The sequence below is a fragment of the Bradyrhizobium sp. USDA 3240 genome (genome assembly GCF_054063295.1).
In genome coordinates this window covers 1,333,734-1,356,478 of sequence record NZ_JBSSGD010000002.1, presented here as the reverse complement: position 1 = coordinate 1,356,478, position 22,745 = coordinate 1,333,734, and the positions used below count along the sequence as shown (strand labels likewise).

Annotated in this window: 17 protein-coding genes; all 17 read left to right on the top strand. The window is 60.5% G+C overall.

What is annotated here, in order from left to right; all coding sequences use genetic code 11:
- The first annotated feature begins 13 nt into the window (after positions 1-13).
- The 17 genes from ACVIGA_RS07125 (at position 14) to ACVIGA_RS07045 (ending at position 22,690) form a co-directional block, all read left to right on the top strand.
- Positions 14-877 carry an ABC transporter permease gene (locus ACVIGA_RS07125; protein WP_456665822.1) on the top strand — a complete coding sequence of 288 codons (864 nt, stop codon included), beginning with the start codon at positions 14-16 and terminating at the stop codon, positions 875-877.
- Positions 861-2,180 carry an ABC transporter ATP-binding protein gene (locus tag ACVIGA_RS07120; protein ID WP_456665821.1) on the top strand — a complete coding sequence of 440 codons (1,320 nt, stop codon included), beginning with the start codon at positions 861-863 and terminating at the stop codon, positions 2,178-2,180. Before ACVIGA_RS07125 ends, ACVIGA_RS07120 begins: the two co-directional genes overlap by 17 nt.
- Positions 2,180-3,007, top strand: coding sequence for a class I SAM-dependent methyltransferase (locus tag ACVIGA_RS07115; RefSeq protein WP_456665820.1), 828 nt, complete (start codon positions 2,180-2,182; stop codon positions 3,005-3,007). Before ACVIGA_RS07120 ends, ACVIGA_RS07115 begins: the two co-directional genes overlap by 1 nt.
- On the top strand, positions 3,004-5,541 hold the full coding sequence (locus ACVIGA_RS07110) for a lipid II:glycine glycyltransferase FemX (protein ID WP_456665819.1): 2,538 nt from the start codon (positions 3,004-3,006) through the stop codon (positions 5,539-5,541). Before ACVIGA_RS07115 ends, ACVIGA_RS07110 begins: the two co-directional genes overlap by 4 nt.
- 2 nt (positions 5,542-5,543) lie before the next feature.
- Positions 5,544-6,239 carry a metallophosphoesterase family protein gene (locus ACVIGA_RS07105; protein ID WP_456665818.1) on the top strand — a complete coding sequence of 232 codons (696 nt, stop codon included), beginning with the start codon at positions 5,544-5,546 and terminating at the stop codon, positions 6,237-6,239.
- Positions 6,236-7,291, top strand: a complete 1,056-nt coding sequence (locus ACVIGA_RS07100) for an ATP-grasp domain-containing protein (protein ID WP_456665817.1) — start codon at positions 6,236-6,238, stop codon at positions 7,289-7,291. Before ACVIGA_RS07105 ends, ACVIGA_RS07100 begins: the two co-directional genes overlap by 4 nt.
- A 51-nt stretch (positions 7,292-7,342) precedes the next feature.
- Complete coding sequence (locus ACVIGA_RS07095; protein WP_456665816.1) at positions 7,343-8,497, top strand: class I SAM-dependent methyltransferase; 1,155 nt, start codon at positions 7,343-7,345, stop codon at positions 8,495-8,497.
- Positions 8,498-8,561: 64 nt separating this feature from the next.
- Entirely contained in the window at positions 8,562-9,695 is a 1,134-nt protein-coding gene (locus ACVIGA_RS07090) for a DegT/DnrJ/EryC1/StrS family aminotransferase (RefSeq protein ID WP_456665815.1), read from the top strand.
- A gap of 21 nt (positions 9,696-9,716) precedes the next feature.
- The gene (locus tag ACVIGA_RS07085) at positions 9,717-11,177 is read left to right on the top strand and encodes a glycosyltransferase (protein WP_456665814.1); all 1,461 of its coding nucleotides are present in this window, start codon (positions 9,717-9,719) and stop codon (positions 11,175-11,177) included.
- A gap of 78 nt (positions 11,178-11,255) precedes the next feature.
- Positions 11,256-13,202 (top strand): glycosyltransferase, encoded by a 1,947-nt coding sequence (locus ACVIGA_RS07080; RefSeq protein WP_456665813.1) that lies wholly within the window; start codon positions 11,256-11,258, stop codon positions 13,200-13,202.
- A gap of 47 nt (positions 13,203-13,249) precedes the next feature.
- A complete protein-coding gene (locus tag ACVIGA_RS07075; RefSeq protein WP_456665812.1) occupies positions 13,250-14,668 on the top strand; it encodes a glycosyltransferase family 4 protein in 1,419 nt (472 codons plus the stop codon).
- Positions 14,669-14,724: 56 nt separating this feature from the next.
- Complete coding sequence (locus ACVIGA_RS07070; RefSeq protein WP_456665811.1) at positions 14,725-16,122, top strand: glycosyltransferase; 1,398 nt, start codon at positions 14,725-14,727, stop codon at positions 16,120-16,122.
- A gap of 22 nt (positions 16,123-16,144) precedes the next feature.
- On the top strand, positions 16,145-17,692 hold the full coding sequence (locus ACVIGA_RS07065; protein ID WP_456665810.1) for a glycosyltransferase family 4 protein: 1,548 nt from the start codon (positions 16,145-16,147) through the stop codon (positions 17,690-17,692).
- 9 nt (positions 17,693-17,701) lie between these two features.
- Complete coding sequence (locus ACVIGA_RS07060; RefSeq protein WP_456665809.1) at positions 17,702-18,883, top strand: glycosyltransferase; 1,182 nt, start codon at positions 17,702-17,704, stop codon at positions 18,881-18,883.
- Between the two features lie 6 nt (positions 18,884-18,889).
- Positions 18,890-20,752: an asparagine synthase (glutamine-hydrolyzing) gene (gene asnB / locus ACVIGA_RS07055; RefSeq protein WP_456665808.1), complete on the top strand. Its 1,863-nt coding sequence runs from the start codon at positions 18,890-18,892 to the stop codon at positions 20,750-20,752.
- On the top strand, positions 20,689-21,900 hold the full coding sequence (locus ACVIGA_RS07050) for a class I SAM-dependent methyltransferase (RefSeq protein WP_456665807.1): 1,212 nt from the start codon (positions 20,689-20,691) through the stop codon (positions 21,898-21,900). The genes asnB and ACVIGA_RS07050 overlap by 64 nt, the downstream gene beginning before the upstream one ends.
- Positions 21,901-21,907: 7 nt before the next feature.
- Positions 21,908-22,690: an NAD-dependent epimerase/dehydratase family protein gene (locus tag ACVIGA_RS07045; protein WP_456665806.1), complete on the top strand. Its 783-nt coding sequence runs from the start codon at positions 21,908-21,910 to the stop codon at positions 22,688-22,690.
- The last annotated feature ends 55 nt before the right edge of the window (positions 22,691-22,745 follow it).

Here is a 22,745-nt window from a genome sequence, read left to right as displayed (position 1 = left end):
GAGCGCGCTGCAGATGAACGGTCTCTTCCCGGCGGCACGATGGGTGCGGGTTGGCCTGTCGCCATACCGCAACTCTCAGGCCCTATGGACCACGATCAATCAGATCCGGAGATATCCCGATCTGTTGCGGGAGATGGTCGACCGTGACCTGAGCGCTGCGCATGCGCGGCACGGGTTTGGCGCCTTGTGGGTTTTCATTCATCCGCTCGTTGTCGTCGGAACGTACCTGCTCATCTTCGGCTTCGTGTTGGGCAGCAAGCTATCGATCAGCGCAGATTTTCCCGGCGATTTCTCTGCCTACATTCTGGCAAGCCTGGTTCCGTGGCTGATGCTGCAGGCGGCGCTGGTTCGCGGGCCCGGAGCCCTGATCGGGAGCGCGAGTCTCGTCAAGCAGGTTGTTTTCCCGATCGAGCTGCTTCCGATCGCGGCAACCATTGCCGCAACGATCCCCCATCTGCCGGCGCTTGCGCTCGTCATTGTCTACAAGGCCTATGTAGGGGGCCTCAGCTGGATGATCCTGCTGCTGCCGATCGTGTTTGTCGTTCACGCAATTCTTGCGGTCGGATTGAGCTTCGCCCTTGCTGCAGTCACGCCCTTCTTTCGCGATCTGCGCGAGATCGTCACGGTCTTCACCTCGATCGCGATGTATCTGATGCCGACCGTGTACCTGCCCGACTGGATGCCGCGTGCCCTTCGTCCATTGATCTATTCGAATCCGTTCAGTTACGTCGTCTGGGTCTACCAGGACGTTCTTTTCTTCGGTTCGTTCAAGCATCCGTACGCCTGGGCGGTTACCCTCGTATTCGCGCTGCTGAGTCTGGGGCTCGGATACCGCATGTTTGAAAAGCTGAAACCGTACTATGGCAATGCTCTCTGACAATCGAGACGCCGGCGACCTGATCGCGCTTGCCGGGTCACTGGACCCGCAGTGCGCCATTCGCGTCACTGATCTCGGAAAGGCCTATCGGCTCTATCAGCAGCCGTTGGACTTCCTGAAGGAGATCATCACTGGAAAGCCCCGGCACCATGAGCATTGGGCAGTCCAGAATGTTTCCTTTGAAGTGCTGCGCGGGCGCGTGGTCGGCATCATCGGGCCGAACGGCGCGGGAAAAAGTACTCTCCTGAAGATCATTGCCGGACTGCTGGATGCCACAACCGGGCGAGTTGAAGTGGCCGGAAAGCTGTCCGCGATTCTGGAACTGGGGACCGGCTTTCATCCGGATGTGTCGGGTCGCGACAACATCGTGCTGGGCGGCATGTGCCTGGGTATGACGCGTGCGGAAATCGAGGCGAAGGTTCCCTGGATCATCGATTTCAGCGAGCTTGCCGAGGTGATCGATCAGCCGTTCCGGACCTATTCCAGCGGCATGCAGGCGCGGCTCACCTTCGCCACGGCGATCAGCGTCGATCCGGAGTTGTTCATCGTCGACGAGGCTCTCGCCGCCGGCGATACCGCCTTTGTCAACAAGTGCATGAAGCGGGTTCGTCAGATCTGCGAAAGCGGCGCCACCGTCCTGTTCGTCTCGCACTCGAGCGGGTTGATCAGCGAGCTGTGTGACGAGGCGATCTGGATCGACAAGGGGCGGGTGCTGATGCACGGCAATGCCCAGCGCGTCAGCAAGGCCTATGAGCAGAGTGTCTGGGATATCGAGGAAGCGCGCAATCTTCGGGAAACCAAGAAGCTGAGCGAGTCGATCGAGAGCACGGCCGAGACCGGAAAATACGAGCTTGGCGGCGACACCCTGCAGATCACTGCCGTCGAAGTGATCGACGTCGAAGGCAAGCCGATCGGCGTTGTCAAGAATGGGCAGCCGCTTCGCATCCGGGTGTCGTGGTCGGGCTTCTCCGAGCACAAGCAGATCTACGCAAGTCTGCGGATCGATACCGCCCGCCTTCAGGCGGTGACCGGAATTGAGGGATACGACGGTGGCCTGTTCCTCGATGGGGATGATGGTCTGCCGGAACGCGGCAGCGTCATCTACGAGGTGCCCGAGCTCGCTCTTGGCGAAGGGCAATACTACATTTCTGCCGCGCTGTGCCGGCACATGCTGCCGAAGGGAGCGGAAGCCATCCTGCATTATGTCGAGAAGGCGGCGCAGTTCTCGGTGTCGCGCAATTCACTGTGGCATTTCAATTATCTCTACGATCCGAAATTCACCTGCAGTATCGAGCGAAGCTGATGACGATGACGGATGGTGATTGGCAGGAGAAGCTCGAGGCGTTCTTTGAGCTTCGCGCTCGGCAGATATCGGAGAAGCCGACGCTGGATGACCTCTGCTACGTCGCCGGTAGAAATCCGTTTCTCTGGACCGATCAGGACCTGCTTTCCGATCTGAAATCGCACATGTCGAGTCTGATGCAGCTCGACCAGAACTCTAGGGTTCTGGAGGTGGGATGCGCCGCTGGCCTTCTCGCGATGCTCGTTGCGCCGAACGTGGGCAAGTATGTGGGCGTCGATCTGGCGGAGACCCCGCTCGGCGTTGCGCGACGGCTTGGGCTCCCCAATGCCGAGTTTCATCAGGCTGCCGGGGAGAATCTGCAATTCGGCGACCGCGAGTTTGACGCCGCCTTCTGCTATGACGTGTTCTCGAACTTTCCGAAGTTTCAGACCGGCGAATTGATCATTCGAGAGATGCTCCGGGTCGTGCGCCCTGGCGGGCGCGTTCTCATCGGCTCTGTGCCCGACCGGAGCAAACTAGAACAGTCCCAGCGGATCGCGGCTCAATTGGCGGCTGGATTTGGCGCACAGCTCGCCGCCCGCCCGCCGCTGGAAACCATGGTCAAGCAACGGAAGCCCAATTCCTTGGCCAAGGTTGCAAGCTATCTTGGATTTGCCAAAGACGCGCCCGCCGCGCAGATCAAGCCGGAAATCGTGTCGTATGACTTCCTCAAGGAGGACTTCATCGATCTCGGAAAGCGCCTTCGGGTTGAGACAGAGATAGTCGACATCCACCCGCGCAATCCCTATCTCGGCACGCGCTTCAACGTCATATTTGTCGCTAAATGAAGATCGTCGGGTTTCACGACGTCGGTCGTGACCGCTGGAACGCGCTGGCGGCGTCTTCGCCCGAGGCGTGGCTGAACCACGATACGGCGTGGGTTTCGATCGAGGAACGCTTCTTTGTCGATGCCAACCTGTCGTTTGCCCTGATCGAGAACGACGACATCGTCGGTATTCAGCCGCTGTATCTGAGCGACGGGACCGGTACGCCGTTTGGCGAGCGCCTTCTGCACTCAGGAATCCATCGTCATACCGGCCTGGCAACGAGCGGGCGGATCGACCGCGGTACCAGGAAAGCGCTCCGCACAGCCGCCATGGACGAGATATTTCGATTGGCCGAATTGTACGATGTCGATCGCATCCAGCTCAACTCGCACAATCTTGCGCCGGGCAATCGCGCGGATTCGCGTGAGGAAATTCCCTTTTGGGTGACAGATTTTGGATTCCAGCTCGGAATCGCATTTGGCCCAAATGGAATGAGCCCGTTCCCGGGTCTGTCGACGGTCAATGCCGATCAATTGGTCGATCTCGACCAGTCCGAAGACGATCTGTTTTCGAATTTGGACGAGGGGTGCCGAAGGGCGGTTCGCAAGGCGCTCAAGGCGGGTCTCACGTTCGAGGTCGCTACCGATCGCTCGGCTCTGAAGGACTACCTGGAAATAGCCGAAGAGTCGGCAGTGCGGACGGGAGAGGCGCTACCGCCGGTTTCCTACTACGAGGCGGTCCTCGACGGCTTTTTCGCACAGGGCCGGGCGCACCTGCTCTTTGTGCGTGAACGAGACACCCGGCTGGCCGGATTGATCGTGCTCAGCGACAAGACGGCCGTGCACTTCATGGCCGGAGCCGCCCGATCCGATGCCTTGAAGGCCCGACCCAACGATTTGCTGCATTGGAACGCGATGTTGTGGGCCAAGCGCGCCGGATTCCGAACCTATCGTCTGGGGCCGTGGTTTCCGGAAGTGCCGCGCGACTGGCCGATCTCGAAAGTATCGTACTTCAAGACGAAGTTCGGATCGGCGTCGGTGCCGATCATTCAGGGAAGCATGTTTCGTCGCCCGGAAAGGTACCGTCGGGAAATGCCCGCGTCGGAAGAGAGCCTCAGAGGCGTGGGCTATCGCGCCGCGGAGTCTTCTGTGTCCGCGCGCGCCGGCAGCGAATTTGTCGCCCACCTTCTGCGCGTTTTCGGATTTCTTGGTGCCTCGGCGTCGCCGGACGGCGGGCCTCTGGTCCTGTATCGTCCGCAGCGCGAGGACGTGAGCCGGGCGTCCGAGTTTCTCGGTCGCGGCGGCTCCGTCGTTGCCGTGTTGCCGGCCGTCGGGTTTGCGAAGGCATTCGCCGTTACGTCGGAAGCGAGGGCCGTCGATTCTCCGCGGGTCCTGCAGGCCGAAACGGCGGGGCAGAAGCCCTGGAAAAGGCTGCGGACACTGCACTCCTATATGCGATTTGTGGCCGCGGAAGGCGTGCCTGTCGTCACCGATGACGAGGGGCGGGCTGCCTGGCTCGGCTTGCGCACGTCCTCGGGCGGGTCGATGATATTCGCCGGCACCGACATCGTTTCGGACCTCGTTCGGTATCGCCAGGGCGATCCTGCGGCCGCCGACAAGCGGCCTACGGATGCGATGTGGGGCTTTGCCGGTGAGCGGCCAAACTATCTCTTCGAAGGCCAGCTTGCCGGCGAGGAACCGCGGGAGCGGCATGCGGACTGGTGGTGCGAAGCCTTGTCGGACGCGCTGACGCGCGTGTGTGGTGAGAGCAGGCTTCCGATGTTGCCGAATGGGGCGCCGGGCGCGATCGTCATCACGGGCGATGACGATCAAGCCGCGCTCGATCGGTATGCCGAGCAGCTGGAAGCGCTCGGCGCGCTGCCGGTTACATATTTTCTTCATCCGCTGACCAAGCATACGCCGGAGACGTTGGCGCAACTCAAGTCGCGCGGGCGCGTCGAACTGGGTCTGCATCCTGATGCACTCGAAGAGCCGCAGAAATACGCCGAGCTCTTCTCGGAACAGGCCAACTGGTTCAAGCAGCTGACGGGAGAGGACGCGCGGACCGTCCGAAACCATGGATTTCTGAACGACGGGTATTGGAAGCATGCCGAGCCATGGAATGCGCACGGCGTGAAGGGGAGTTCCAATCTGCCCGGGCTCGACGGCCGCATGCTCAACGGCTCGCTGTTACCGGCGCGGCTCCTGCTCGATGACAAGCTTACCGGTCACTGGAGCATCTTGACCGCCATCGGCGACGGGATCGTGTTCGTGCACGGCTGGAATGATGATCAATCGGCGGATTGCATTTTCGGACTTGCAGACGACATCCGAAAGAGCGGCATCCCTGGGGTGATCGTCGTCAACCTGCATCCGGAGAACATCGACAAGACCCGCGGGATGCATCACGCGGTTCGCAAGGTTGTCGACGACGGATTCGTTCCCTGGACGATGAGCGAATGCCTCGCATGGTTCGAGAGCCGTCCCGAGCAGCGGCAGGCTGACGTTCGGCCGGCTTTCTCGTGGGCGCGGCTCTTGGGCCGACGGAGCAGCTGAGCATGCGCCTCGGCATTCTGTCCGATGCTCACGGGAATATCGAGGCGTTCGAGCTGGCGCTGGCCATCCTGGCGGACGCGAAGGCCGATGCGATCTACTTCCTGGGGGACGCGGTTGGCTACATCCCAGAAAAGGGCGTTGTCAGCGCGCTTCGGTCGGGCGGCATCCACATCGTGAGAGGAAATCACGACGACATGCTCGTCCGGCAGACGACGGCTGCGGACCGTGAGGCGATCTATCGTCATCGCGAGACGTTTGCGCTGCTGAGCAACGATGAGCGCGACTTTGTCGGGAGCTGGCCGTCGAAACTGACCGTCCGCGATGAGCGTGGGACGATCCTGTTTGTTCACGGCAGCCCGAAGGACCCGTTGGAGGGCTACGTCTATCCGGACAGCAGCCTGTCGGACTATGCGGAGACCGACGCAGACGTCGTCTTCATGGGACACACGCATCATCCCTTTGTGCGGCGGCACGCGGACAAGCTGTTTGTCAATGTCGGGAGTTGCGGCCTTCCGCGAGGAAGTGACCTTCGGGGATCGGTCTGCATCTTCGATCAAGCTGAGCGGACCGCAGAGATCATCCGCTTCGATATCTCGGGTCCCTGCCGTCGAGTCCTGCCGCGTTACCCGCTTGCGCCCCCGGTCGCTTCTTTGCTTGAGAGGTGCGCCGATTTCAAAGCGAATGAGGTGCAATCTTGAAGACTAGACGCGCAAAGGTTCTGCTGACGGGGATCGGCGGCGGCGGTCACGGCGAGCAAATACTCAAGGCTCTCCGGTTGGGCGAGCTCGAGTACGACATCGTTGGCACCGACGTGAGCGATCTGTGCGCCAACCGGAACCTCGTCAATAAATTCGTGCAATTGCCGCGGGCGAGCCACCCCGCGTATCTGGATGAGCTTCGATCGCTGGCCCACTCGGAAAAATGTGTTGCGGTCTTTCATGGGTCCGAACCCGAGATGGCTGTTCTGAGCCGGGCACGATCCGCGCTTGAGGCTGACGGCCTGTACGTGCCGGTGAATCCACCGACCGTTCTGGAGATTTGTCAGGACAAGACGAAAACGATGGCTCACCTGGCCTCGTGCGGATTGTCGGCACCGAGCTTCATGGAAGTGCGCGATCTGTCGGATCTCGACCAATGGGAGACCCTGCCGGCAATCCTCAAGCCGTCGGTCGGCGGCGGCGGGTCGGCGAATGTCTTCATCGTTCAGTCGCGCGAAGAGCTGCTGGCCTTCTCGCGCTATCTGCTTGCGACGTCTGAAGCCTTCATCATCCAGGAATACATCGGAACCTCGGACGACGAATATACGGTCGGCGTGCTGTTCGGTGCGGATGGTGCCCTCCTCAATTCGCTTGCGATCAGGCGGGTCATCAACAACGCCCTGACGATCCGTACTCAGGTCCCCAACCGGTCGGGGCGTCCCGATCTCGGATTGCGGCTTGTGATCTCGACCGGCATTTCGCAGGGACATATTGCCGACTGGCCTGATGTGCGAAGCGCGTGCGAAAAAATCGCCGGCTCGCTTTCACCGAGAGCTCCGATCAACGTGCAGTGCCGTGTCGTGGACGGGGCCGTCGTTCCGTTTGAGATCAATCCCCGATTTTCGGGAACAACCTCGTTGAGGGCAATGGCTGGATACAACGAGCCGGACATTCTCGTTCGAAGAGATGTCTACGGCGAGAACATTCCGGTGCGATTTCCATACAAGGAAATGACGATCCTGCGGGGCTTGCAAGAGCATTCGATTGGCTAAGTGAGCGTTCTGAACTCGACAGGCGGCAGCGGATCAACAAGGAGTGAGCTTATGACAGCGCAATGTCCGGTATGCGAATCGACGCAGCTAGGTGATATCTATCCGTCCTTCTCCGGGACCTGCATCACATCAGACATGATGGTGCTTCGCGAGGCATCCCTCGACAATCGGCTGTGCAAGGAATGCGGCCTCATCTTCAACGCCGGCGGGACGAGGGGGCGTGCCGAAGCCTTCTATAAGGACAGCTACAATCTGATGATGAAGAGCCCGGACGCGGCAATTCAGAGCTTCTCGGGTCCGGCTCCCATCTCTCAAGCGGAACGCACGCACCAGATCCTGAGGGAAATGACCAATCTGCCGGCCGACGGATCGGTGCTGGAGATTGGTGCCGGAAAGGGCGACTTCCTGGGACATTTTGTTGAAGAATCTCCCGACTGGCGCACGGCGGCATTCGAGCCGAGCTCGGCATTCGACGTGCTGCAGAAGAGATTTCCCTCCGCCCTGCTTCGACGCTGCGACTACAAGGATTTCGACGCCGATGCGGCGAGCTTCGATCTGATCGTCGCCTTGGGCGTCCTGGAGCATGTCGAGAATCCGCTCGACATGTTGAAGTGGGCGCACAGCCGCCTCAAGGAGGCGGGCCTCTTCTACATTCGCGTTCCCAACTTTGCGAAGAATCCGAACGATCTGTTTTGCGCAGACCACCTTTCGAAGCTCACCCTCCATACATTGGAATCACTCGCGCACGCCGCCGGATTTGATGTGGTGTCCTCGAAAGAGGCAGGTGTGCCGATCTTTGTTCTGCTGAGGAAGATTGCTGCGCCGAAGCCGCACGCGGTGAACGTGGCAGAACTCAATCGGCACACAGTTGATCAAAACGCGACCGTGGCCAAGGTTGCGATGGATGCGATCGATCGGTGCCGCAAGGCAGCCGATGCGTCCGGCGAGCCATTCGCCATTTTCGGCTTGGGGTCGTCGGGCTTGTTTGCGCCGTTCTATCTCGGCTTCGACGCCGGGAAGATCGCGGCCTATCTCGATGAAAATCGTTCCACGTGGGGAAGCGGCTTGAACGGACGTCCGGTGGGCGGTCTCGACAAGATCAAGGAACTGGGGATCCGGCACGTGGCGTTGGCGATCAGCCCGGTCTATTTCGATCAAGTGAAGGCGAAGCTGGCACCTTACGGAGTGGAAGTGTATTCGGCCTGAGGTCAGGTCAAAGACCTTTCCCTCAACTCCCCGCCGGATTCCACGCATCGAGAGTAGCGATCCAATGAACATCACAGAACCGAGTTTCGACGAAGCTGAAATTGCATTGCTGCGAGAGTGCCTCGACTCGAAATGGGTCACGCAGGGGCCGCTCACGGAGCGATTCGAGCGGCTCATTGCAGAGAAGCATGACGTCAAGCATGCCCTCGCGTGCACGTCCTGCACCGCCGCGCTGCATCTGGCGACCATGGCCCTGAAACTCGGGCCGGGAGACGAAGTGATCGTTCCCGCTTTCACCTGGGTCACAAGCGCGCACTCGGCTGAATACGTCGGTGCGAAGCCTGTTTTCGTCGATGTCGATCTGTCGACCTACAATATCGATCCGGAACGGCTGGAAGCCGCGATCACGCCACGCACGAAGGCCATCATCGCGGTCCACCTGTTCGGCCTTGCCGCCCCGATGGACGAGATCCTGGCCATTGCGCGGCCGCGTGGCATTCAGGTGATCGAAGACGCCGCATGCGCAATCGGCACGACGTACAAGGGCAGGCTGGTTGGCGCGATTGGCGACATCGGCTGCTTTTCATTCCACCCGCGTAAAGCAGTCACGACGGGTGAGGGCGGCGCCGTAACCACCAACCGCGATGATCTTGCGGAACGCGTGCGGTCGCAGCGTAACCACGGCTCGACCGGCGCTCCGGATCCGTCGATTGAGCCTCACGGCCCGTGGACGATGGCGACGTTTGACAATCTCGGCTTCAACTTGCGCTTGTCCGACATCCAGGCCGCGGTCGGGGTCGCGCAAATGGGCAAGCTCGAGCGGCTGCTGGCAGAACGCAGGCGTCTCGGCCATCGTTATTCCGAGTTGCTGGCAGGGAACAATTCGATTGTGCGACCGCTCGGCGGCGACGTCGATGGACACGCATTCCAATCCTACGTCATTCGTATCGTTGACGGACATCGCGAGCGCCGCAACGCGGTGATGTCGGCGCTGTCTGGCGCGGGAATTCAGACCCGACCGGGCACGCATGCGGTGCATCGGCTCGGCTACTACAAGAACAAATACGGCCTTCGGCCCGAGCGGTTTCCGAACGCAGCACTCGCGGAGGACACGACAATCACATTGCCGATCTTTCCGAACATGACGGAGGAAGATCAGCGCCGGGTGGTTGATTGCATCAATCGAGCCAGCGCTTGAGACAGGTGCGGAACGCCGCCGGTGTCTTCGAAGCTATTTCGGTCGGTTCGCTACGCGTTGGGGGGCTCGCGTTTTCCCAGGCTCTCCCAGCTTGCGCGAACGAACCATAATTTTGGCGCAGCCGTTGCTGCGCTGTCCCCGACACCGCAACGAAGACGCATAGATCAGGCGATTATCGAGAATGTGAACCGGGTTGCTGCCGAGGGCGATTACGAACTCCTCACGTCCATGCTGGATGCGCTGCGACCATTCCTAAATCCCGATCAATCCCCTGATGCGCGTGACTTCTGGGATGCTCTGCTGGCCGATTGTCGGGTGATCACCACGGATCGGCTGCTGCGAGGCGAGATGAACGCTCTCTGGGGTGTCACGCCGATCGTCAATCTGACCGCAGGCGTTGCGGCAGATCGCGCTCTGGGCGTGAACGCTCAATCGCTGGTGTTCACGACCTACCATACGTCGTCAAACTTTGATGTCGTATGCTCGGAAAGTCAAGCGCGCCTCGTGACTGAACGTGGCGGGGACTGGATCCTGCTTCGATGGCTGATGCTGATCTGGGCCATCGCCAATTTCGATTTCTTTCATCTCTACAATGATCGCGGCATCATCGAGCCGGCCGGCGGCTATGGCAGTCCCCGCTTTGGAATCGCGGTGCGCGAGATGGAAATATATCGCCAGGCCGGCAAGCGGCTTTATACCTACGCATACGGCGCCGACCACAGGACGCGCGAGAAGAACCTCGCGCTTGGAAAATGGAACTTCTGCTCCGAATGTCCTGATCCGGGTGTCTATTGTGTCTGCGACGATGCCGGCGGCGCTGCCATGCTCAAGGTCATCAGAGAATATTCGACTGCCGTGGTGGCGCACGGGCTGGCCATGAAGCTCATTCCTGGCGCTCGCAATGTGCCGTATCTGACGGTCGATGTGAGCAAATTCTCTCCCCGGCGAACCTGGTCGCAAAGCGATGGAAAGCTGGTGGTGGGCCACTTTCCGAACCACGGCTATTTCAAGGGGACGAAGTATCTCGAAGGCGCAATCCAGTCCCTGCAGGCTGAAGGTCATGCAGTCGAGCTGCTGCTCCTGAGCGGAAAGCCGCACCATGAAATACTGGAGGCGATGCAGAAGATCGACATTCTTGTCGACCAGCTCATCAGCGGGTCCTTCGGCTTGACTGCCGTTGAGGCAATGGCATCAGGCTGTCCTGTCGTCTGCTACCTGCACGATGGCGTAGCGGTCGCCGATCGCGAAAGCTGCCCGGTCATTGAAGCAAATCCGGACACGATCAAGGACGTCTTGCGTCAGCTCATTTCGGATCGCACGCGGCTTTCCAAAGCCGGAGCCGCGGGCCCTGAATATGTCCGGAAGAACTATTCGGTAGAGGCGCTCGGCACGCATTTGGCGGATCTATATTTGGAGACCGCAGATCTACCAAAGGCGCTGAAGGCAAGACTCGCCGAACGCGCGAAGTCGCTGAACTCGTGATGCCGTCAAAGCGATCCTTGCTCGAAAACTGGAACGGGTCTTGCCGACTCGTTGCTCATGCGCGGGACGCCTAAGCCAGTGTCAATTCCCTACGTCGAAACCGGCCTCGAGAGCCAGGTAAATCACAGCGACTCAACGCAGGCGATTGAAGCGGAAAACGCGCGCGCGTTGCGCATGATCGACGACTTCCAGCGAAAAATGGGCCGGCCGCTTCGCATTCTTCACATCGGCAACATCGCCAACAACGCCTACAACAACGCCCGCATTCAGCGGAAGCTGGGCATCCACGCCGACGTGCTATGCTACAACTACTACCACATCATGGGGTGCCCGGAGTGGGAGGATGGCGCGCTGCAGGAAGGGTCCTCGGCGCTTGGGCAGGATCACTTCAGGCCGGATTGGTGGGCAACAAGCCTGAAGGGATGGAAGCGGCCCCGTTGGTTTGTTCAGGGCCCATCCGCGCTTTGCATCGAATACCTTCGCGCCCGGAACGCGGGTTGGAGATCCACGGCCTATTTGAAATGGTTGGAACTGGAGTTGACCGCCCTTCAGGACGCTCGTTCCGGCGACGACAAAGGCTTCCTCGCCAAATATGTTCCTCGGCATCTGAGATTCCTGCTCTGGCTTAGCGGACCGGGGCGGTCCTGGTATCGGAACAGGCAACCTCTCAGCCTGTACAGAATATGGCTTGGAACGTTCGTCGCAAACGGCGTGCTCGGACGTGAATCCAGCACGGGTCAATTCAAGACGAACTGGCTCGACAGAATCTCGGCTGCTGCATGGTTGAAGATTGCGCGACGGGGTCCGCAAGCTGACGCGGAGGCGCGCTCCGCCCTCAGTGCGTTGCGGGAGGATGTTCGCTGGCTGCGCACCGGCGGGATTCGCGAGAGGTCGTCTGCGCTTGCCCGCTCGCTGACCCTCAGCTTCCTGGCGCTGCTGGAGCGCGTCATGCTCAAGTTCATTCCGGTCTCGGAAACCGGCTGCGTGGCGCGATCGATGTCCGATCCCGTCACGCGAGCACGGGAAATCGAGACGTTGCTGGACGAAATCAGGAGCGATCCCGCCGAGCTCGATGGTCAGTCACTTAGTTATCGCGAGGAGTATGTAACGATACATCCAAAGCCCTTCGAGGATGTCCTCTTGTACTATGACATCATCCAGGGATATGCGATCGACGGCCTGATACCGATGATGAACGGCGTCAAGAATTTCTGCTGCTATGAGCATGGAACGCTGCGCGAAATTCCGTTCGAGAACAATCTGACCGGGTTGATCTGTCGGATCTCGTTTCAGCGCGCGCCCGCGGTGTTCGTAACCAATTCGGACGTGCTGCCCTCGGTCGAGCGGTTGGGACTAAGGAAGGATAGGGTGGTCTACCTCCCGCACGCGTTTGATAATCACAAGCTGCGCGCATTCCGCGATGCGCACCCGGAACTAAGTCCCCCGACGGGTGGACCTGTGATTTTCTTTAGTCCCTCGCGGCATCATTGGAAGCGGGGAAATTCATCCTGGCTGAAGGGCAACGACGTGATGATCCGCGCCGCGGCCGAAGTCGCGCGCGAAACGAGAAACTTCAAGCTCGTATTCGTCGAATGGGGTCAAGAGGTCGCAGACAGCAAGGATTTGATCCGGGAACTCGGCCTGTCCGAGCTGGTTGAATGGATCCCGACCATGTCCAAGCGGGAGCTATGGCAGCGCTACTGCGTATCGCATGCCGTGGTTGACCAATTCGTTGTTCCTGCTCTCGGTGGCGTCGGGTTCGAGACAATGGCGTTGGGTGTCCGGTTGATTTCAGCCATCGACCAGCAACAGACAGCCATGTTTTTCGGCCAGGAGCCGCCGTTGCTCGCGGCCGGTAGCGTCGCGGAATGCGCTGCGCGAATGCGGGAGGTCATCCAGGATCCCCTTGATGCCCAAGGCCGAGGCCAGGCTGCCTCTCAATGGATGTCGACCTACCATTCCGCGGAAAGAATAGTTGCTCTCCAGTGCAAGGCGTATAGCAATTTGCTGGTGGGTCAGTGGTGATGGCGTTTCCCGCAGCACCGATGCAGATTTCCTAGAGTTGCCACAGAATGATGCTTAAGCAGATCTCATCCTTCATCAAGCAGTATCCTCCCGTTTTTCGCGCGTTGCGGCCGGTATTCTATTTCCTTTTTGGCCGGTGGAATGCGCTGGTCTCAGGGCTTGTGATCCGTCGTGCGCAGTTCGCGCAGGCTCGAATCCCGAAGATGTCCGCTGCGGGTGATGCTACGTCGCGCAATAGGCAGATTGGCAGATCGGCCTCTGGTCGCGAAGTGGTGATGCTTGTCGTCTCCGATCTGCGCGTGGACCCGAGAGTTGAACGAGAAGCCCGCGCCCTCGGCGCCGCCGGATATGACGTGACGGTGATCTGTCCCGAACCTACGAAGGGGGCAGGGGCAACCTTCAATCTTGATTGGGGACCGCGCGTTCATATTCAGCATGCCGATTGGACGGCTGCGACGTTCATGAGCGAGCAGCCGGGCTACTTTGCGGAACAGCTTTACCTGGAAGCGGTGAAGCGGAAGCCATTTGCGTTCCATGCGCATGATCTCTCCACCGCCTACGCCGCGATGGCGGCTGCAAAGTACCGAGGCGCGCACCTTGTGGTCGATTTCCACGAGTGGTTTTCGGAGAATGTTCATTGGGATACGAAGCAGTCCGCCTGGGCGCCGTATCCGTCCGAGTGGAAGCGGGCGCTTCAGGAGTTGGAAGTTCGTTGTCTTAACGAGGCGTCCGCCACGATCACTGTATGTGACTCGATTGCGGACGCAATGAAGGCGGAACTCGGCGGTAGCCGTCCCGTCGTGGTCCGCAACATTCCCGATATCGCGGTCACGCCGTCGCGTGAGTATCCGCCGCTGAAGCAGCAACTGGGGCTACCGGAATCGACGTTCGTTCTGCTGTGGCAGGGGGGAACCGGCCCGACGCGCCTGATCGAGCCGATTATTGAAGCCCTTGCCTATGCACCTGATTGTGTTTTCGTCATTCGGGGGCCGTCTCTGGATCTGTTTGGCCCCAACTATCTGGAATTGGCGCAGCGCAGCGGCGTGGAGGGCAGGGTCCTGCTTGCTCCGCCGGTGCCATCGAAGGACGTTGTTGCGGCCGCCCGAGGGGCGGATGCCGGGATCTGGACGTTGCCGGCCCTGTGCCGCAACTTCACCTTTGCGCTTCCCAACAAGATCTTTGAGTACCTCGCCGCCGATCTTCCCGTCCTCGTTGCGCACTACGCCGAGGCGAAGCGTCTCGTCGTGGAGAACGAGGTCGGGTTGACGTTTGATCCCTACGATCCGCGTTCCATCGCTGAATCGATCAACCGCATGGTTCAGGATAAGGCGCTCCGGGCGGCCTTCACCGCCAATACGCGGAAGACCCTCGCAAAGCTGGATGCAAAGTCGGAGTGGCGGAAGGTCGTTTCGCTCTACGACAGCTTTTCGCCGAAAAAGCCGCCGCAACGCGGATCCACGCAATGAGAGATCAACTGAGATCGCTCGCGCGGCTCGTATTGCCGCGGAGCGTTCGAAGGTGGATGCTAACGACCTGGTCGATTGCGAGATCGCCGGGTGGGTGGACAATCGTCCGCCGCAAACTGCGGGCGCTGCCGCGGAGGCTTCTCGGCCTGGTCGCGACTGCACTTTCGATTGTCGTTCTGAACCTCGCGATTTGGCTCGCTCCGGCAGTTGGAGCCGTGCGCCTGCGGCGCGGAGAGCCCAGGAGCTTGTGGGGTGTAACACCGATCCTGACCCTGCAGCTCAAGGCCAGGGCAGATCGGGCGCTTGGCTTTCGATCGACCTCTCTTGTCTACGTCACCTACGTCATAACGTCTCGCTTCGATCTGAATCTCCAACGGCCTTACGTCCTGGCAGTGAAATTTGGCCTGGGGCTCGCGTTCCAGCGTTTGGTGCTCGCATGGGCCCTGGTTCGGTATGACGTGTTTCACTTCTTCGCCGACCGCGGGTTGCTCGATTCGACCGAGCGTTTGCAGATCAATTCCGAGGAGCTTGCCGCTCTGCGGCGGGCCGGCAAGCGGGTCTATGTTTATGCGTACGGTGCCGATGTTCGTACCAGGCTTGCGACCCTGGCCCTCGGCAGATGGAATTTCTGCGTCGACTGCACGGAGCCGCCCAAATATTGCACCTGTCACGACGCAGAGGCTCAACACTATGTTTCCGAGTTGACCAAGTCCGTAACGGCCCTGGTCTCGCTCGGCGACATGCTGACCTACATGCCTGGGGCAAAACATATCAATTACTGGCCGTTGGATCTGGATCGGTTCAATGCAGTTCTCCCGGATACCCCGCCATCCGGTCCCCTTCGCATCGCTCACGCGCCAAACCACACGCACTTCAAGGGCTCGAAATACCTGGAGCGGACGATCGACAGGCTGAAGGTGCAGGGATACGACATCGAATACTGCAAGGTACAAGGCGTTCCCAACAGCGAGGTTCTCGCGCTGTTCGCCCAGTCTGACATCGTGGCGGATCAGTTTATCGGCGGTGCTTACGGCTACACCGCGCTCGAGGCGATGGCGCTCGGCAAGCCGGTCCTGAGCTTCGTGAGAAGTCCGGATCTGGTCGAAGCGCCGGAGGAATGCCCGATCATCAACGCAACGCCGGATGAACTTGAACAGGCACTGCTGTGGGTGATCCGCAATCGGGATAGCCTTCGTACAATCGGCGAGCAGGGCCGGCGCTACGTCGAGCGATGGCACGGCATATCGGCGATCGCTGCGCGGCTTGGACAGCTCTATCGGGACACGGCAAACTTTCCGCCTGCCGTCGTCGATCGCATTCGGCGCCAGCAGGAGCAGGAGGAGGCACGGCGCAACGCCATTTCCCTGGCGAGGAATTGGCAGCATCCATTCCAGATCGCAACGCGGCCTGCTTCGGAAGGTCTCAGTGCGCTCGCCGGGACGTCACCCCGATGATCGGGTCGCAAGGATATCTCCGGTGACATCGGTCGACACGCCAGGCGCAATCGCGCGTTCGCCGCAGCCGCAAGGCCTGGATTGGCATCGTCGTTTCCAGGAACAGCATGGGCGAGCGCTGCGCGTACTGCACCTCGGCAACATCGCGAACAACGCGTTCAACAATGCCCGGATCCAGCGCCAGCACGGCATTGACGCTTATGTCATTGCCTACGAAAACTACCACATCATGGCTTCGCCTGAATGGGAGGAGGCGACGTTTGAGGGAGATCTCGGAGATCCATTCTTTCCGGACTGGACCGGGGTCGATCTCGGAGGCTACCAGCGGCCGCGATGGTTTGCCTCTGGGCCCCTGAATTTATGCTGCGCAATGATCGGCGCTGAAGTTGGCGGGCAGCCGGACATTGCCGAGGAATTCCGACGCTCGCTGGATCGAGCCCGGCAGTCCGTGTGTTCGCAGCGAGCGTCTGCCCGCGTGATCCGTCTTGGCCAGAAAATAAGGCGGAGGATTCGTCGCTCCCCCGCAATGGCGCGCGACATCGTCATGCGACGCGTTCTGGCAAAGGATGACCCGGAGCAGCAGCGGCTCGTTGATGTCTGGCGGCAAGGGCGTGCGCCGGGTTCTCCGCCAAGCGCCGCGGACTTCGGCAGCTACCGCGCGCGGCTCGCGCCGCTTTTGGGCCTGCTCGATCGGTTTGATGTCATCCAGGCCTACGCGACCGACGGTGCCTGGCCGCTGCTCGCTCAGCGCCCCTATTTTGCATATGAGCATGGAACGTTGCGCGCAATCCCGTTTCAGGACGACGGCCTCGGGCGGCTCACCGCCACGGTGTTCCTCGGGGCCGACCACGTCTTCATCACCAACATCGATTGCGTGCCTGCCGCACGACGGCTTGGCGTGCCGCCGGATCGGATCACGCCGCTTCCGCATGCGTTCGACGATACGAAGCTCGTTGAATTCGGGGCCAGAAACCGCGCGATCAGGCCGCCCGACGACCAGGTCGTTGTCTTTCATCCGACCCGACAGGATTGGCGGGATGCGGACCCCAGTCTGGTGAAGGGCAATGACCGGTTGATCCGCGCCTTCGCGCGCGTTGCGCAGCAGGCGCCGGCGCTGCGTCTTGCGATGATCGCCTGGGGACGCGACCTTGACGCCTCGCGGCAGCTGATACGAAGTCTGGGGCTCGACGATAAGGTGCAGTGGCTTGCGCCGATGCGCAAACCGGAATTATGGAGGACGTATCTCCGCAGCCACGCCGTGCTGGATCAGTTCGTTTTGCCATCGTTCGGTGGAATTACCTTTGAGGCACTGGCGCTTGGCAGGCGGGTGATCACGAACGTGGATTCGGGGACGGCCGAAGAATTCTTTTCCGAAGCGCCTCCCACTTTGTCGGCGTCGACCGAGAGTGAGATCGCCGAGGCGCTTCGCAAGATCGTCGCGGATCAGGATGACCGGCATGGGCTCGGTGCGGCCGGAGCAGCCTGGATCCAGAAGTATCATTCCGCGGCGAGAATCGTCGAGTTGCAGTTGGCAGCGTATCGACGGCAGATCGAATCCGTTCGGGTCTGAAACGCCATCGTGAAGCATGACAGCGACGCGCACAGATCGTCACATTCGCTCAGCAAGATGAAAATCCTTCACGGCCCCTTCAATATCGGCAATCAGCCCTGGTCACTCTCGCGTGCCGAGCGCCGGCGCGGAAACACGAGCGACCTGGTCATCCGAAGCGGGACCTGGTTTCGATACCCGGCCGACAAGGTTCTGTATGACGACACGGCAACTGACTTTCAGAAGGTGGCCCGAAGTGCGTGGTTCGGGTTGTCCGCGCTGCTGCGCTACGACGTGCTGCACTACTATTTTGGAACGACGTTCCTGTATCCAGGCTATGCGTTCGAGGGCGTAGGCCGGATGGGGCCGCTGCTGAACCGGCTCGTGACGATCGATCTCCAGCTGGCCAAGGGGTTGGGCAAGAAGCGGTTCATGACCCTGCAGGGCTGCGACGCAAGGCTGGCGGGCGAGGGCAATCGGCGAAATGCGTGGACGATGTGCGCCAGCGGGCGTTGCTCGGCCTATGAAACTTGCGTCACGTCGCTGGATGCGCGTCGGTCCCGCCTGATCGATCGCGTGCTTCCGCTGTTTGACCGCGTGTTCTATCTCAATCCGGAGCTCGGGCACGTCGTTCCGGGAGGCCAGTTCCTGCCTTACGCCAATGTGGAGATCGGTCATTTCTCGCCCGAGTATCCCCGCGCTGAAGGCAGGCCGAGAATTGTCCACGCGCCGAGCGATCCGAGTATCAAGGGCACTCAGATGATACTCGATGCGTTGGAGCGCCTGAAGTCCCGGTTCGACTTCGAGCTGATCCTGGTCGAAAAGAAAACCCATGAGGAGGCGATGGCCATTTACAGGTCCGCCGATCTTGCCATTGACCAGGTGCTTGCGGGTTGGTACGGCGGCTTTGCCGTCGAGATGATGGCTATGGGAAAGCCGGTGGTAGGCTACATCAGGGAAAGCGACCTGCAGTTCGTCCCGCCGGCCATGCGGGATGATCTTGCGATCTTGAACGTCGATCCCGGGCGGCTCACGGAAGATCTCGCGGCTATTCTCGAGCGTCGCTCCGAGTGGACGGAGCTGGGGAAGCGAGCTCGTCGCTATGTCGAGCGATGGCATGATCCTGATCATATTGCCGGGGCGATGATCGAAGCCTATCGCAGCCCTGACAGTAAGTTCGTGCTGGCGCCGGCGGGCGCCGAGGTCGAGTAGATTCAGATGTGTGGCATTGCTGGTATTCTGCATTTTGGCGCCTGTCCGGACGCGAACGTCCGGATCCGGAATATGGCGGCCAGTATCGAGCACCGCGGCCCTGACGACGCTGGATTCCATGTGACGGCGGACGTCGCGTTGGGCTTCCGCAGGCTCGCGATTGTCGACCTGGCCACCGGCAACCAGCCCATGAGCAACGAAGATGCAACCGTATGGGTGGTCTTCAATGGTGAGATCTACAATCACCGCGAGCTGAGAAAAGAGCTCGAGGCCGCCGGGCACGTTTTTGCGACCGACCATTCGGACACCGAGGTTTTGGTCCATGGCTGGGAGCAGTGGAAGGACAGGCTGTTCAACAAGCTGAACGGCATGTTCGCCTGCGCCATCTGGGACGAAAACCAGCGTGAGCTGGTGATCGCCCGCGACCGATACGGGATCAAGCCGGTCTACGTCGCGGAGTTGCCCGGCAAGGGCCTCGTGTTTGGCTCGGAAGTGCGTGCGCTGCACGCCAGCGGATTGGTGAACAAGCGGTTCGATGCATCAGCGACGCTGGAGTACTTCACGCTGATGAATAATTGGGGAGGGCGCACGCCATTCCGCGGCGTCCGTCTCCTCAAGCCTGGTACGTTCGAACGAATAACGGCGAGCGGGAGCTCGAGCGGCACCTATTGGGCTGCCTCTTACCATCGCAAATACGCGCCAGGTCTGGCGCGGGCGTCGGGCGAATTCGGCGAAATATTGCAGGCGGCGCTGCGCAGGCAGCTGGCTGCGGACGTGCCGGTCATGGCGTATCTGTCGGGCGGGATCGACAGTTCGGCGATCACCGCAGGCGCGCACCAGATCGATCCGGTCGTCCGCGCGTATTCGTGCATCTTCGATCTTGAGAATGTCGGTGTCGACAAGTTCGTAGACGAGCGCGAGTTCTCCCGCGAGGTCGCAAAGCAGCTCAACATCGAGCGTGTCGAGCTGATGGTGCCGCAGGATGCCCTGGCGCGTCATCTCGATGCAACCGTTGGCGCGATTGAATATCCTCGCATGGGAATGGCCTATGTGAACTATCTGATCGCGCAGCGGGTCGCTCAGGACGCCAAGGTCGTCCTGTCGGGCACGGGCGGCGACGAAGTCACCGGAGGGTATGTCGGCAGATACGCCATCGTGCCGAGGGCGGCTCCGGCTTCCCTGATGCAGCGTGTCATGCAGCGGTTTCGTGCCGCGGCGGGAGATCCGGCGGCCTCGCGGGATCCGTTTGCGCTCTACCGGGCAAGCCTCAACGTCCCGGTGTCGGCCGACAAGATCGGCGATGCCTTTACGCCGGAGTTTCTGCGCGCCGCAGGTGGTTTCGATCCGCTCGCTGCGATCGGAGATGCGATTGGGTCGGTTCCGTCGCGGGATCCCTGGGACGCCGTCATGCACGTCGACTTGACGACCTATCTTCCGGGTCTTCTGTCGCTGGAAGACAAGCTGTCCATGGCGCATTCCCTTGAGACCAGGGTGCCGCTTCTGGATAACGAGCTGGTCGACTATTTGCTCGGCGTGGATTGGGGCCTGCTGTCCGACGGCTCGACGGGCAAGATCCTGTTTCGCGAAGCCGTCCGGCCGCTGGTCCCCGACACCATTTACCGGAAACCGAAGATGGGATTTGGTCCTCCGGACGCGTCTTGGTACAGAGGGATTCTGCGCTCATGGATCGAGGAGCAACTCCCGGAATCCCGCATTAGGCAGCGGGGCGTATTCCAACACGATTTCGTACGCCGGATTCTGGACGAGCATTTCGAGCAAAAGGCAAACCATGTCGCGTTGATCTGGTGTTTGCTCAGCTTCGAGTCCTGGTGCAAGCAACATGGTGCCTATGGCGGCGCCCTCCATTAGTTGCAGTTGTAGGAGCTAGATTTATGCGAACCGTTGCGTCTTCACGTCTCCGTCCGAACGGAATGGAGCTTCAGCTCGAGGCTTTCACGCAACAGGAAGGCCAGGTCATCGAAGGCGTGCTTCGGACGCCCGATGCATCGCTATGGTATCCGATTTTGCACGGGGTTCCCTGCTTCCTGAGCGGCCCGATGCAGCCTGACCTGACCGATTTCTGTTCACGCTACCGCTTGCCGAAGCCGCTGACCGCGCAGAGCCGGCCGGAAGCCCATGAGCAGGCCAAGACAAATCGGACCTTCTCGGACAAGTGGCGCCGCTTCAAGCAGTATGGGCTGCAACCCGAGCACAAGGAATTCCTGTTCGGTTGGTATTGCAAGAAGCTCGGGCTGCCCGATCTGGACGCCTTGAAGGCTTTCTACCGGTCCAAGCAGCGCGTGCTCGAGGTCGGTCCGGGGTCGGGCTTCAACACGAGGTTCATCGCCGAGAACTGTCCGGGCGAGGTGTTCGCGCTCGACGTTTCTGATGCAGCGTTGACGACATTCGAGAACACCCGCGATCTCGAGAACTGCTCGGTCGTCCAGGCCGACCTGATGGAGGCTCCGTTCCCCGATGACACGTTCGACTTCATCATCGCGGATGGAGTGCTGCATCACACGCCCAACACCAGGGCGGCGGTGGAGGCCCTGTACCGCAAGGTCAGGCCCGGCGGCCAGTTCTTCTTCTACGTCTATCGGAAGATGGGCGCCGTGCGCGTCTTCGCCGACGACCATGTCCGCCAGAATTTCATGCCGCTCTCCGCGGAGGAATGCTACGCGGCGTGCGAAGGGATCACGGAGCTGGGCCGGGAGCTTTCGCGGCTGAATGCCACGATCACGCTTGAGAAGCCGATTCCGGTGCTCGGGATTCCCGCAGGAACGCACAACGTCCAGCGATTGCTGTACTATAATTTCCTGAAATGCTTCTGGAACGAGGCGTTCGACTATGAAACAAACAACATGGTCAACTTCGATTGGTATCATCCGCACAACGCCTGGCAGCACAGTGACGACGAGGTTGCGGGTTGGATGAAGGAGCTCGGAGTGAAGGACTATGCCTTCAATGACTCCAATCCGAACGGGATTTCAGTCTTGCTGACGAAGCCAACGGTCTGACACGCGCATGCGGATTTTATTGACGGGCTGTAGCGGTTTCGTCGGCTCTGCTCTCGGCCCTCGGTTGGTGGCCGAGGGGCATGAGCTTTTCTGCGTCTGCCGGCCCGGTACGTCGGTCGCCTTCGGAACGAAGGTGGTTTGGGATGGAGCGGCTTCGATCGAAGCTTCCAGCTTCCCCAAGGCGATCGATGCTGTCGTTCATGCCGCGCAGTCGCGTCGCTATCGTGATTTCCCCGCGGATTCGCGCGAGATGTTCGACGTCAACGTCGGAATGACGATGCGGCTGCTGGATTGGGCGGCGCAGGCCGCGGTCAAGCACTTTTGCCTGCTCTCGTCAGGCGCGGTCTATGAGCCGTTCGCGGCAGCGCTGAGAGAGGACGCCGGCCTGGCGCCCCCCGGCTTCCTCGGCGCGAGCAAGTTTGCGTCCGAAGTCGTTGCGAAGCCGTTCTCCAGCATCTTTTCCTTGAGCATTCTGCGGTTGTTCTTTCCGTACGGCCCTGGCCAGCGCGACCGGCTCATTCCGCAATTGGTACGCAGGATCCAGGACGGCGGGGCGATCCAGCTCTCCGGTGGCACGGAGGGGATTTCGCCTCGCTCCGACCTTCATCGACGACATCGTCGAGGTCATCCTTGCGAGCATTGCGTCGTCCTGGACGGATACGCTCAACGTAGCCGCCTCCGAGACGCTCTCGATCCGACAGATCTCGAACACGATAGGTCAGCAGCTTGGTATCGAACCGAAGTTCGAGTTCGTGAACCCGAACACTCCCTCCGTCGACATTGTTCCTGATCTGAGCCGCCTTGCATCTCGTTTGGACTTGCGACGCTTTGTGCAGTTCAAGGAA